Origin of the sequence: Gardnerella sp. DNF00354 (genome assembly GCF_049262755.1) — a bacterium.
GTDB lineage: Bacteria > Actinomycetota > Actinomycetes > Actinomycetales > Bifidobacteriaceae > Bifidobacterium > Bifidobacterium vaginale.
Window position 1 is genome coordinate 752,861 of record NZ_CP058402.1, and the last position, 13,116, is coordinate 765,976.

At 35.9% G+C, this 13,116-nt stretch carries 9 protein-coding genes and 1 pseudogene; 2 read left to right on the top strand and 8 right to left on the bottom strand.

Annotated features, from left to right (window positions below; translation table 11 throughout):
- Positions 1–127: 127 nt before the first annotated feature.
- The 8 genes and pseudogenes from HXT24_RS02975 to HXT24_RS03010 form a co-directional block, all read right to left on the bottom strand.
- Positions 128–1,258, bottom strand: coding sequence for an IS256-like element ISGva2 family transposase (locus tag HXT24_RS02975; RefSeq protein WP_422119588.1), 1,131 nt, complete (start codon positions 1,256–1,258; stop codon positions 128–130).
- 328 nt (positions 1,259–1,586) lie between these two features.
- Positions 1,587–2,594 carry a DUF3644 domain-containing protein gene (locus HXT24_RS02980; RefSeq protein ID WP_020761227.1) on the bottom strand — a complete coding sequence of 336 codons (1,008 nt, stop codon included), beginning with the start codon at positions 2,592–2,594 and terminating at the stop codon, positions 1,587–1,589.
- Between the two features lie 416 nt (positions 2,595–3,010).
- Positions 3,011–3,853 (bottom strand): annotated as a pseudogene (locus HXT24_RS02985) (IS3 family transposase); the annotation flags it as partial.
- A gap of 5 nt (positions 3,854–3,858) precedes the next feature.
- Positions 3,859–4,410, bottom strand: coding sequence for a transposase (locus HXT24_RS02990; RefSeq protein WP_422119407.1), 552 nt, complete (start codon positions 4,408–4,410; stop codon positions 3,859–3,861).
- Positions 4,411–4,682: 272 nt separating this feature from the next.
- Positions 4,683–6,674 (bottom strand): family 16 glycosylhydrolase, encoded by a 1,992-nt coding sequence (locus HXT24_RS02995; protein WP_422119589.1) that lies wholly within the window; start codon positions 6,672–6,674, stop codon positions 4,683–4,685.
- A gap of 106 nt (positions 6,675–6,780) precedes the next feature.
- Complete coding sequence (locus tag HXT24_RS03000; protein ID WP_004115716.1) at positions 6,781–7,611, bottom strand: carbohydrate ABC transporter permease; 831 nt, start codon at positions 7,609–7,611, stop codon at positions 6,781–6,783.
- Positions 7,611–8,555 (bottom strand): carbohydrate ABC transporter permease, encoded by a 945-nt coding sequence (locus HXT24_RS03005; protein ID WP_422114104.1) that lies wholly within the window; start codon positions 8,553–8,555, stop codon positions 7,611–7,613. Before HXT24_RS03005 ends, HXT24_RS03000 begins: the two co-directional genes overlap by 1 nt.
- Positions 8,556–8,698: 143 nt before the next feature.
- Positions 8,699–9,952: an ABC transporter substrate-binding protein gene (locus HXT24_RS03010; RefSeq protein ID WP_019261463.1), complete on the bottom strand. Its 1,254-nt coding sequence runs from the start codon at positions 9,950–9,952 to the stop codon at positions 8,699–8,701.
- 311 nt (positions 9,953–10,263) lie between these two features.
- Here HXT24_RS03010 and HXT24_RS03015 point away from each other — a divergent pair, with 311 nt between their 5' ends.
- A complete protein-coding gene (locus HXT24_RS03015) occupies positions 10,264–11,895 on the top strand; it encodes a glycoside hydrolase family 31 protein (RefSeq protein WP_422119590.1) in 1,632 nt (543 codons plus the stop codon).
- A 94-nt stretch (positions 11,896–11,989) separates the two neighbouring features.
- Positions 11,990–13,102 carry a LacI family DNA-binding transcriptional regulator gene (locus HXT24_RS03020; RefSeq protein WP_422119591.1) on the top strand — a complete coding sequence of 371 codons (1,113 nt, stop codon included), beginning with the start codon at positions 11,990–11,992 and terminating at the stop codon, positions 13,100–13,102.
- Positions 13,103–13,116 lie beyond the last annotated feature (14 nt).

A 13,116-nucleotide genomic window follows, 5' to 3' on the forward strand; every position in this document is an offset into this window, starting at 1 on the left:
TTGTTAGATTACTTCTAACAAGCCCTTTTTGTTTTTTGTTTCTTATGGGGTTATAGGCCAAAAAGTGTGTAAGGCTAAGCTGATGAGTATTCTGGAAATAGAAGTAATCAGCTTAGCTTTTTGATAATTACTGGTAGTATTCACGACTCTTATGGAACTCATTCCAATCAACGCCAGTACCATATCTTGCTGGTATTCCAAATACTTCAGATAATCCTTGATTAGAACGCTCCCAAGCTTGCCTATAGAGTTGTTCTATACGTTTACTAGTAAAAGAATGATTGATTATCCAAGACTTATCTCTTGGCTTACTCGTGTTTAAATAATACCACCAGCATATAGCGTATATACGTTTTAACAAGCTTAATCCACGATGATTACGTAGCATAGCGCGAATTCTACTATTCATTGATTCAATAGCATTATTAGTTGGTGGAATAGGATGAGTGCAATCTTCTGGAGGGCTAAGAAAAGTAAACATATAACCCTCATGAATACGCCTATCAATCATTGATTTAGCACGAACTAGTCTTTGATGAGTATCAGCAATACTACCATCACAATACTTGCTTTTCTCTTTAAGAAAATCACTCCAAGTATTCACCCAATTATTGTAAGAAATAAGCCAATGACGAGCTTGATTTTCTGTTTTTATGTCAGAAACAATGTTAGCTAATGATAGTAATTGCTTACCAGGAGTAAGACGAGGATTAACTCCAGTTAAAGCTTTAATGTTAAGACCTATATGGAACAAGCAAAGTTGTATTTTCGTATTAGGCCAATATGTTTTTACTGCTTTACGAATACCACCAGAACCATCACAAACTACTACTAGCGGTTCCGCAATACGCTGCATGAGATAACCCCACGCGCGACTATTCTCACTACGAGCCACGTACCAGCCTAAAACATGTTTCCCAGAGTAAGCGATTAATACTACAGATTTACGTCCTAAATGAATACCATCAACATGAATGTAATCATAAACTTCATCCACGAATGGTACTTGCGGCCATAAGTCCCATAAAAGCTTATTCTTACGTCTTAAGGTACGGGCTGAGAAATCGTATGAATACTTATCCTGAGTCTTATTAGATAAAAGCCAATTTAAACTAACTGTTAAATCGTTTGATTGTTTATCATACGCTCTACTTTTAGAAGCCCCACAGTTAGTACAACGGTATCTAGTAGTGCCAGCATTGGTGTGACCATTCTTGCTCATTTTATGATGACAGTTATTGCATAGTGGGTTATTCATACAAATGAAGAATAACCCACATTCGATATACAACGAGCCCTACTGCCATAAGGGTTATGAGCTGATTTTTTACACACTTTTTGGCCTATAACCCCTTATTGCGTTTCTTTAATACTATCAATAATATCACGTTGAATGTTATACTTTCGTGCATTGTATGGAAAGGTTTATCTTACAATAATGTCATCGCAGCGATGATTGGGATAAGTAAAGTCTTATGCGCAATGTAGATTAGTCTTTACGAGGCTACTTAGGTGGATGAAAGCTGGGTTCCCGAATGGGAGTAAATCTTTTTTTAGGTGAGAATTCCTTTGCTCCTGGGGTGGCCTCATAATTTTTTTGACTTATTCTTTAATTGCTCAATGATGTGTTCTGGATTTTTTGCGATAATTTCTACAATAAATTCAACAACCATCTGTGAATATACATAATAATGATTCTTTTCTGTCTTTAATGATCTATCGTATGTATATTTCTTGTCTGCTTTTAAGTTATAGACTTTACAAAATAACCCAAAATGATATTTATTAAAAGCTATCGTAGAGTTATCAGAGTTGAATAGTTCTATATTTCTTTTTCTAAGTTGCCCGTTTACCATACTAATAACGTCGCTCATTCTACAAGAATATTTATCAGTAGGTTTTATTTCCTTTACTATTTTTGCTTTAGTAGTGGATGAATTATCAATCTGTATAGGGATGCCAGATTGTTTTGAAATAACAAATTCAGTTCTGAATACTGCAGCATATTTAGGAGTTGTTTGTTGGTTAGATATGGTATTAATGTCTGCTTGAAGTTTAAGTAGTCTTTCTGCTGTTTCTGGGTAATATCGTGCTCGGATTGTTTCTTCGTCTAAATCAGTTTTGCGAGTAGAAAGAACTAAATAATTATCAGGAATCTTATCGCTAATTTCTATACCATGATATTTGCGCAATCGTTCGTCAAAATTTTGAATGCTTGCTTGAAATATTGGAGTATAAGGTATTTCGTATTCTGAAACTATAAAATGAGTACTAGTGTTACGTAACTCGCATAATGTTTCAATATTTTTACGTACTGGGTCTTTTTCATTGGTCATTACTTTTTTAACACAATCTTCAAGAGAAAGCGTTCTATTTGTTTTATGGGGATAAAATATTGCTGAATATCCTGATTTCTTAATAATTGCAGATTTAAGCATAAGTTCCCAGGCATTGCACAAAAAGAAGGCACAGCCTTCTACACGGTATTTTATTGTCGGCTTGTTAAATATTTCTATTGCCAGAATAAACGATTCTTGTGATTTCTCTAAAAGTTGCTCGCAAGTATGTTTTGTAGTTTCTTCATTGATATACATGTGAGTTAGTCTACATTGGAATAAAGCTTACAGCAATATGACATATCAATAATCTTCCATGTTTGAGATAATATGATACGCTTTAGTTAGCTATGTAAAATATAAGAATGTAACTAATATTTGCTATAAAAACGTAGTATAAGACGATATTGGGTGCATTGACGTTAAAACGCTATGCTATGAAACTCTTAGAAAAATAAAGCATTAACGGCTATTAAATGCAAATTCCACTGGACTTTACGTTTGAGCTGCTCAGTGCTCCGAATTGTCTTCGCGCGATGCGCTTTAAGCGCGAAAACAGGTTGTTGCGCTCGATATTGTTCCTTTTGCCTGCGTTTGTGTATTTTTGCCCGTGTTTGTTGCTGTATTTGCTTGATATGTACCCCTTTTTCTGGACACATATCCCTTTTACTTAATCATATCGCTCGCGTGGATGCTTCCCTGTATTTAACAGGAGGCATCCACCCAGTCTTCTTCTGAATCCTCTCATTATTGTAATAATAAATATATTCTTTTAACGCTCTAGCAAACTCAGTAAACGAAGCATACTCATGCTCATGCCCGTAATACATCTCGTTCTTAAGCCTACCAAAAAACGATTCCATAATCCCATTATCATAACAATTACCTTTACGACTCATAGACTGAATAATCCCATGTTCCTTCAAAACACTCCTAAAATAAGCATGCCTATACTGCCAACCCTGATCAGAATGAAACACAAGCCCTTCAACCATTCGGAAACGTTTAAAAGCCTTATCTAACATGCGTTTTACCTGACCTAAATTAGGGTGCAACGATAAATCATAAGCAATAATCTCATTCGTATGCATATCAAGTATTGGCGAAAGATAACACTTACCCCACTGGAAAGTAAACTGTGAAACATCAGTAGTCCACTTCTGTAAAGGAGCAGTAGTAGTAAAATCACGGTTAATAATATTAGCTGCGACTCTACCAACCTCACCCAAGTATGAATGATACTTCTCCTTCGGACGCTTACCAGCCAGTCGCATAACACGCATTAAACGTTGAACACGCTTATGATTAACCCTAAACCCAAGGTTTACTAGCTCACCATATACTCTTCTAACACCATACCTGCCTTTATGGTGAGTAAATATTTCTTGAATAATACTCATTAAGGTTTTATTGCGTAGTTCTACCACATTTATTTTGCTTAACTCGAAATAGTAAGTAGACTTCGACATTCTTATAGCATGAAGAAGATGTTTCAGCTTATATCCCTGTTTAACGAGTTCTTTTACTGATTCTGCTTTTTCGCCTTGAGTAGAGCAGCTTTCTTTGCCCTCCTCAAGGCATCTAGTTTTTTTAGTATTGCATTCTCCGCTTTAATATACTCGTTTTCTTCACGAAGAAACTTAAGCTCTTCACGCTCGCTCACGGTTAAAGGCTGGGAATTTTTTGTGTTTTTACGACTCATACAAGGCTCTTTTACTGGTTTTTTACGAGTATGTTTTACTAAACCACTATAACCTTCCGTTTCATATATTTGTACCCATCTTCTTACTTGACCTTCCAGTAACCCGTTCTTAATTGCTACCTGTCTCATACTGCTCCCAGAGAGAACTTGATTAACCAAGCAAAGCTCTTCCTTGGGATCCCAATACCGATGTTTTTTAACACGTGGTTTAAGTACTTCAAACCCTTTAGCTTCTACTAGACGCGACCAGTATGAGACAATACCGCGGAAATTATTTCTACTAATAGTATTAGGTGTTGGTAATTCTAGGTTTTGACGGTATAGTTCAACACACTTCTTTTTGAACTCGTAACTATATTTACTAGTTGGCATTAAATACCCCTTTTTTCACTAACAGTCCAGAAAAAGGGGTACATATCAGCTCAAAAAGGGAACAAATGTGAGAATAGGGTTACGATTACGTGAGCGTGCTGTAACTTGCGAGCTTTATGGCTTCGAATTGAAATATGTGATATATATGACGTTGTAGTGTTTTTGTTCCCAAAATGCGTAGTTTTGAAAACAAAAACACTACAGAGTAGTAACATGCATATGTACTAAGAATGTGTTATGTGATTATTAGAGGTTATTTTTGTTGCTGCTATTTATTTAGAAACAAAATGTATTTCACTCATAGCCATATGATGCCAAGTATTTCCGATATCTACAGGAATAATACGATAGTATTTAAAAGAATTCTTTAGAATAGCTGCAGGGATTTTTATATATTGGCGTTCTATATGGACTTGAGAAGTTTTCCAAGGAATAGTAAAAATCATATCTTTTTGTCCATCTTTTATATTTTCCCAATTTATTCCATCTTTAGATGTGGAAAGCTTAAATTTTTTAATTGCCTGATCATTACCGTAGTTAGCGTAGAACTCTATGCCAGATATTGATCTACATTTATCAAATTTATAATTAATTGATATCTTTTCTTGCTTTAAATGAGAAGGATTAAAGTCGAATACTCCAGTTTTATATCTATTGGTGATCTCCCCATTAAAAAGATTATCTATAGCATGAGGTTCTACAGGAACAAGTCCATTAGAACTATATCGTTTCATGTTGTTTGCTGAAAATTCAGGCGTGATAACCATGTGGGTTACATGACTGCTATGCTTCTGCAAAGAAACAATATTTACAATCCCACGTTTCATTACTGTTTTACCGCTACGTAATTTTGAAATATCATCTTCTGTTATTGGATCCCATGTTACTGGTTCTTGAGTTTCTATTCCATCACTCCAATTAACGCGTACATATGATTTTGTGCCTAATATGTTCTTTTCATAATAATCCTTAATACCATCACCATTAATGTCATAAGATTTTGTATTTATATCTTTATTACCAACAATTGGGTTTTCAGCAATAATGCTAACAATATGTAATTGATCGGAGGACAAATTATGTTGATTTTTAGGCAACTTTTTGTAAACTCGAACATAATCTATATCCATGGTATTAGGATAAGGCTCCCATTGCCATGACCCTGTCCAACCTCCTGATCGTTTTTCGTATAAAGACAAAAGCTGAATCATAGGATAGTCAATATTTACTGATACTTTAGCGTATTCATTACCATCTACATAAAAAACGATACGATCTGGGTATCCAGAGCGTGTTCCTGTACCTTTTTGCCAATCAAAACCATATACATGATATTCATCATTGAAACTCTTATTTTTGTCGTAATACGATCTCAATCCAGTAAAATGAGGAAAAGCAATTTTATCTCTCCAAGAATGTAGATTTGGTGGAACCTTATGATTATCCCTGCCTTGTACTTCCATGATATCAATTTCAGCACTTTGCTCTGGAGTATCTTCAAATCCTAAGAGCCACCATGCGCTATGTCTAGCAGAACCAGGTTGACCTTTCATTCTCATCTCGTAATAGCCATATTGATTAATATGAGTTAGCTCTGTTTTGTCTGGATTGCGAACGATGTTTTTTCCTGTCCAATTGTGTAAGCTATTGCGATTACCAGTAGAAATACCGCTAACAATAGTTTGCCCATCAAATTCTGGACACCATGGTTGAGAATTTTGATTAATCTGTAATTGCAGATGTCCATTATTAACTAGATAGTTACTCGCATTTTGCGAAGTAGTGCTCCATGAAGATAGATATTTATTTACCCAATATTTTGTATCCAAATTATTTTCATTAAATTCATCATGAAAAATCAAACGATAGCCTTGTTTTTGTAGTTGATTACCTGGTATATTCTTACCAAATTTTGCGTAAAATGTGACGCCATTGCTTAGTTCAGAATGAAGAGTCTCAGGAATTAGAGATAATTTAAATGGGAAGATTGCCTTATATTCATTTCCTGAGCTTTTTATTCGCCAAAACCAGCCTAGAAAATCTTTACCTTTCCTAATAGGATTTTCTGGCAGATTACTGTCATAGATCGTATAATCTTTGCCATCAAAATCGACTTGTAATGTTTTTATTACGTTGTCGTCAATCATGAAACGAACAGGAATATTTGTCTTGGCTTTATCAGTGTCTCTATTCTCAAATGTACGGCTATGCTTAGAATTGATTTCTAGACTGTTTGCCACCGAAAACCAGTTACTTTGTACCACACATGTACTTATACATATAGCAGAAAATATGCACATGCACTTTTTATTAAAATTGATTATCTTCATTGATTATCCTAATTATGTAAAAACATTTAGCTATAAATATTTAGCCCTTTACTGATCCAGCTAAAAGACCAGAAACTATCCACTTCTGGCAGAAGCAGAAGAAAATAAACACTGGAATCAAAGCTAATACAGTCGTTGCCATGAACAAAGGCCAGTTTGTTGTAAATTGTTGTACAGCATTGTAAACCTGTAAGACAACAGTCTGTTTGTCTGTTGATGATAAGAACACGCTTGGTAAAAGAAAGTCATTCCAAGTGCCCATTGTTTGGAAAACAACTACGGCTACAATAATTGGACGTATAAGAGGCAGAACTATAGTCCAATATATTCGGAATGGTCCTGCGCCATCAATTTTTGCTGCTTCAAATAATTCTTGTGGAAGAGCTTTCATATAGCCAACAATAAGAAAATAGCAAAAGACGCAGCTACCCATATATAGCGCTACAAGACCTGTAAGAGTATCTGTTAAACCTATTGAAGATTCCATGCGGTATAAAGGCAATAAAGTCGCTTGTACTGGTATTGCAAATGTAATCATTAGGATTGACCCAATAATCATAGTAAAAAGAGATTTTTTCTGTACTACACCATAAGCTGCAAGTGATCCGATTAATACTTGCAAAATAACAGCAACAGCAGTCACAATAATTGTGTTTATAAATGCTTGAATGATTGTTCCATCTGCAAACGCATCTATGTAATTATTCCATAACCATTGTGTTGGTAGCTGCAATGGGTGTTTAATCATGTCGATAGGTGTTTTGAATGAACTAATTACAACGTAGTACAGGGGGACAGCGCATATTAGAGCAATTGTCCAAACAACTATAGTTCGAACTGTTTGAGATACGATTTTGTGACGCTTATTCATTATTGGAATCTCCTTGCAACTGTGCTTGATACCTTCATTTGGATTGCAATAACAATTACGCAAGCAATCGTGAATAATGTAGATAATGCTGATGCTAAACCAACGTCAGATTGTCCCATGCCGCGCATAATTATCGCTTGAGTTATGGTATTTGTGGAATGACCAGGACCTCCAGCGGTCAATGTGTATGGTAAGTCGTATATTTTCAAAGCAGTTGTCATCAATAAAAATGTTGAAACAACCATTCCTGGAATTAACTGTGGCAAAGTTATATGAACGAATCGCTGTAAACCATTCGCACCATCTACTCTCGCTTGTTCATAGAGATCTGCTGGAATTGCCTGAAGCCATGCGATGTATAAAGTAGCATGCCATCCAACTTGCATCCATACTGCTACGAACATTACGCAAAAACGTGCCCAGTTATCTTGAGAAAGCCATTGAATAGAAGGTAAACCAAATGTGTGTAAAACTTGATTGGCGACTCCAGAATCTAAAGGAGAAAAAATGTATTGCCAAATTAGACCAATTACCGCTTGTGCTGGTACTCCTAGGAAGAAGAATAATGATCGCAAAAAACTCCTACCAATCATTGCTTGATTTAAAACAACGGCTAGAGGAATTGCCAGACATGTAACTACGATGGTAACGATGAATGAATACATCAATGTAAAAATTAATGCTGAAAGTAATGATGTGTCAGAAAAGACTTGTTGATACTTTTGCAAGCCGATGAAGTGAAAATTTAAATCGTAGCCATTGAAATCAGTAAATGAGTAAAAAATTGATTGCATTAAAGGAATTAAAGTTAACACAATAAAAATAACCACTATTGGCAATAGGAACCAAAATGAAGTTAAATTATCTTTAAAGGCAGCTGAAGATACAGAAAACTTACGTCTTATTTGCTCAGAATTGCTGTTATTGTTTGGTGAACACCTCATAGTAATGCCCCCTCTATGATCTACAAATCTGCTATTGCTAACAGGATTACAGATGCAAATTACTCTCGTCAATGAAAACGGGTTGCACTCTGTAACAGATTTTACTGATTTAAAATTTCAGAGTGCAACCCATTCTGCTTATACTATTTCATCGAATTCCATTTATCGTCTAACAACTTAGTGAATTCTTTTGGAGTGATTTTTCCTTGAACTAGCTCTTGTTGACGAGATGCCATCTCTGTCATCATTGCGCTAGGAGACTTGGAGAAGTTCACCCAGTAGAATTTGTTATTTTGGAAATAATCTTTAATAACTCCGGCAAGTTCAGCAGGAGGATCTGCGCGATACTTATCAGATAATGACAAAGTTCCAGCATTTGTTGTGAACGTCTTAAGACCATCCTTGCTGTTCAAATATGCTAAGAATGTTTTTGCTGCTTCTTGCTGAGCTTTAGATGCTTTAGCTGCAATAGCGAATCCTTGGTCAGGGCCACCATTAATCCACTGCTCTCCCTTCTGATAAGAAGGCATAGGAGCAACACCAAAATTAATTCCAGAGGCCTTAACATCTGCCAAATCCCAAGGACCAGAACGCATAACTGCAAGATTTCCAGTGACAAATTCTTGCTTTACCTGATCTGCTGTTAAGCCAATGCTCTTATGAGGAATGACTTTCGCGTCTATAGCTTTAGCCCATTCGCTCAATGCTGGAGTCCACTCTTTACTAAATGTTGAAGATCCGTTCCAGATTACTTCGTCTTGCTTATCATTTTTGTCAGAAGCATATTTACTTGCCAATAATGCCTCGAATGTGCCAGATGGTTGAGTGTTAAAATCTTCCAAGAAAGCGACTTTACCAGAATCATTAATCTTCTTACCCATCGTAATAAAGTCGTCCCATGTTTTAGGAAATTCAGTGTATCCAGCCTGCTTCAAAATATCTTTATTGTAAAACATCGCACCAACCCAAGCAGAAACTGGCATGCCATATGTTTTACCGTTATGTTGGAATAGCTTGAAGTTTGATTCATCAATTCCAGAGAAGAATTTTGATCCTGAAATATCCAGAGCTTGACCAGATTGCATTATGTCAGTGCGGTTATCCATTGTTAAATTGAAAATCGTCGGAGGAGTGCCGCCAGCTAGTCGAGTTTGCAGAGTTTGGATGTATTGCGTTGAATTCTGACCATATTGCGCATCAATCTTAATATTTGGATGTGCTTTTTGAAATGCTGAAATTACATTGCCTATCTGATTTTTCTTGAAGTAAGAATAAAACGAAATAGATACTTTTCCAGCAGAATTTCCATTGCCACATGCGCCCAATGGTAATAGCACTGTGGCGAGTGTCGCCAGTGCCACCGCCGTGCGCTTTAAATTTCGAAACCCACACCTCATTGTGATTTCCTTTCTTTGTGATAGCAAATTTTTTACCATCTTTTCAATACGTATTAGTACTGATAGGTACAGTATGGCACATATCTTATAAAAATGCAACTTAAATATAGTTATATGTGTTTTTAAAAAGATATATAACAAGCTTAAAAATAGTGATTTATTAAGGTATTTCGTTATTAATAATCAAGATGAATTTGTATGTATAAAGAATATTTTATATATATTAGACAATATCCATCATTAATATTATAGTAATAATACGTATTAGTAATAATTGAATGTATACAGATAATATTTTTTTAGGATGCAAGATGAACGTGGAAATTAGTCGCACAACGGATGTGCTAAATACAGCAGAGACAACAAAAACAAATGTAGTTTCAAACATGGCTTCAAACATAGCTGATAAATTTGTAACCACAATTAAACTGCTCGAAGGTGAGCGCTGGTGGGGTGGAACAGTAATTGATGGAATATATGAGCCGTTTGGAAAACAACTATTTACAAGAGATTTGTCTGAATGGACTCAAAAACTAAGAGAAGTTCCTGAAGCTTCAAATCAATCTTCTCCACTATTAATATCTACGTGTGGACGATATGTATGGTGCAAAGAACCTTTCAAATTTACATTTGAAGATAGAACTCTATCGATAAAACACTCTTCTTCATTAACTTTTAACAAAGTCGGGGATAAATTATCTGATGCTTATAAGTATGCTTGCAATAAATATTTTCCACCAAGCGATAGAAGTATACCTGCAGATCTTATTGATAAGCCACAATATAATACTTGGATCGAAATGCCTTATGCTCCAACACAAGATAAAGTAGAAAATTATGCGCGTCAGATTCTTGAATCAGGAATGCCATCTGGAATCATTATGATTGATGACAAATGGTCACCTGATTATGGTGATTGGACATTTGATATTTCGCGTTTTCCAAAACCTCGTAAAATGATTGACTCATTGCACGAACAAGGCTTTCGTATAATGCTTTGGCTCGTGCCTTTCATTAGTCCTGATTCTGAAAATTTCCGTTATTTGGAAAAAGAAAATCTTTTATTGAGAAATGTAAATGGGGAAACAGCAATACGACGATGGTGGAACGGATTGAGTGCTGTTCTTGATTTGTCGCATCCAAAAGCAATCTCTTGGTTAGAAGAGAAGCTTGATGCTCTTAGACAAATAGGTGTTGATGGGTTTAAATTCGATGGTGGTGATTTTTATGAGTGTCATAACGATGACATTTCATACGAATCAATGACGTCTGCAGAATTTTGTGAGCGATGGGCGAAATTCGGGTTGCGCTACTCTTACAACGAGTTTAGAGCATGTTGGAAAATGGGTGGTCAGCCTTTAGTGCAGCGCTTACGAGATAAGCCACAATCGTGGGGGGTTGAAGGTCTACAATCGCTTATTCCAGAAATAATAGCTCAAGGTCTTATTGGTCACGCATTCACATGTCCAGATATGATTGGTGGAGGCGAAATTGAATCTATGCAAAATGCTAATAGTATAGATCAAGATTTCTTTATTCGGTATGCACAGATTGCAGCATTATGTCCTATGATGCAATTCTCTACTTTACCTCACCGTGTTTTAGATAAAGAGCATATGAAAGCTCTAATTTGTGCTATAAGAACAAGAGAAGCATATTTGCCGACGATACAAAAGTTTGCATTAAATGCTGCTAATACTGGTGAGCCAATAGTACGACCAATGTCTTACCACTACGATCATTGTGAAGATATAATTGATCAATTCTTACTTGGAGACAGGATTATAGTGGCTCCAGCTCTTAATAAATATCAAAAACAGCGTTCTGTTTATATTCCTGATGGAAGTTGGGAAAGTGATGATAAAATTATTTTTAATGGACCAACTACTATCATTGTTGATACGCCGTTGGATCGAATTCCAATATTCACAAAAAAAATGTAGAGTATATTTTGTATATAGTATATATTCTGTATATTTTGGGATTGATGGCAAGTAGTACAAAGGTTGTAATTGCTTAGCGATAGGTTGTAATGCAATGAGAATTTCACAAGACGGTTTTGCCTACAAAGCTCCTACAAGTAAAGATGTAGCGACTTTAGCCGGAGTTTCGCAAACAACTGTTTCGTTTGTTATTAATGATAAAAACGGGATTGCTCCTGAAACACGTAACCGTGTACTCAATGCAATGCGCACACTTAACTATCATCCTAACGCTGGCGCTCGCATTCTTCGAACATCTAAGACGAACATTATTGCACTATTTGCAGAGATGTGTAGCGATAAAGATGCAAATGAAACTACTCCTTACATAGATACCATAGTTCGTTATGCTGAAGAACATGGATATGATGTTATTCTTAACACAACTGCACATGATTCAAAGAGTATACAAAGATTAGCTAATAAGACACTTTGTGATGCTTTTATCCTTATGGATATTGAGACTAATGATCCTCGTATACCAGTAGTTTGCCAATTGACTCAGCCAACAGTGCTAATTGGAAGACCTAGGAATGCTCAGGGCTTGGATGTCGTAGATTTAGATGCTCGTATTGCAGGACGTATGGCAGTTGATGAACTATATGAGACAAATCATCATCATATTGCTGTAATAGGGGAGCCTGTGAGTAACCCGTACTCTATAGACTTTGAAGAGCCTGAAAACATGTTCTTTATTCACGAGTTCCATATGGCTATACGTCAAGAATGTGAAAAGCTTAATATTCCGTATTCTATAGTCCCAAGAAAATCTCCAGACTGGACAGGTTTTGTTGAATGCGCTGACAGATTATTGAAGTACAAAGATGATAGGCTTGGTATTATTGTTCGTCAGCCTAGTGTAGCTCAGTGGTTGTTATGGTATTTGAAAGAACGAAATATTCAGCCTGGGAAAGATTTATCGGTTATTGTACATTGTTCTGATGATTATGCAGAGAGTTTCCCAACGCCTATTACTAATATTTCAACTGTTCCAAGAAAAGTTGCAAAGACTGCGATTCAACTAGTACTTCAGAGACTAGATAGTGAATCCAATCAACAGCATTCTGAATTTAAACAAAATAAGATTATTCCTAATTGCACTAATCGTGAGATACTTGTGGCTCCATCTAATATACATAGGAGAGCAACGACTGTTACATCATGGTAATACGCCTTTTAAGT

What these genes read in the sequence shown, in the direction of transcription:
- HXT24_RS02975 (WP_422119588.1), bottom strand. Translation starts at nt 1,258, where the DNA reads ATGAATAACCCACTATGCAATAACTGTCATCATAAAATGAGCAAGAAT.
- HXT24_RS02980 (WP_020761227.1), bottom strand. Translation starts at nt 2,594, where the DNA reads ATGTATATCAATGAAGAAACTACAAAACATACTTGCGAGCAACTTTTA.
- HXT24_RS02990 (WP_422119407.1), bottom strand. Translation starts at nt 4,410, where the DNA reads ATGCCAACTAGTAAATATAGTTACGAGTTCAAAAAGAAGTGTGTTGAA.
- HXT24_RS03000 (WP_004115716.1), bottom strand. Translation starts at nt 7,611, where the DNA reads ATGAATAAGCGTCACAAAATCGTATCTCAAACAGTTCGAACTATAGTT.
- HXT24_RS03005 (WP_422114104.1), bottom strand. Translation starts at nt 8,555, where the DNA reads ATGAGGTGTTCACCAAACAATAACAGCAATTCTGAGCAAATAAGACGT.
- HXT24_RS03010 (WP_019261463.1), bottom strand. Translation starts at nt 9,952, where the DNA reads ATGAGGTGTGGGTTTCGAAATTTAAAGCGCACGGCGGTGGCACTGGCG.
- HXT24_RS03015 (WP_422119590.1), top strand. Translation starts at nt 10,264, where the DNA reads ATGAACGTGGAAATTAGTCGCACAACGGATGTGCTAAATACAGCAGAG.
- HXT24_RS03020 (WP_422119591.1), top strand. Translation starts at nt 11,990, where the DNA reads ATGAGAATTTCACAAGACGGTTTTGCCTACAAAGCTCCTACAAGTAAA.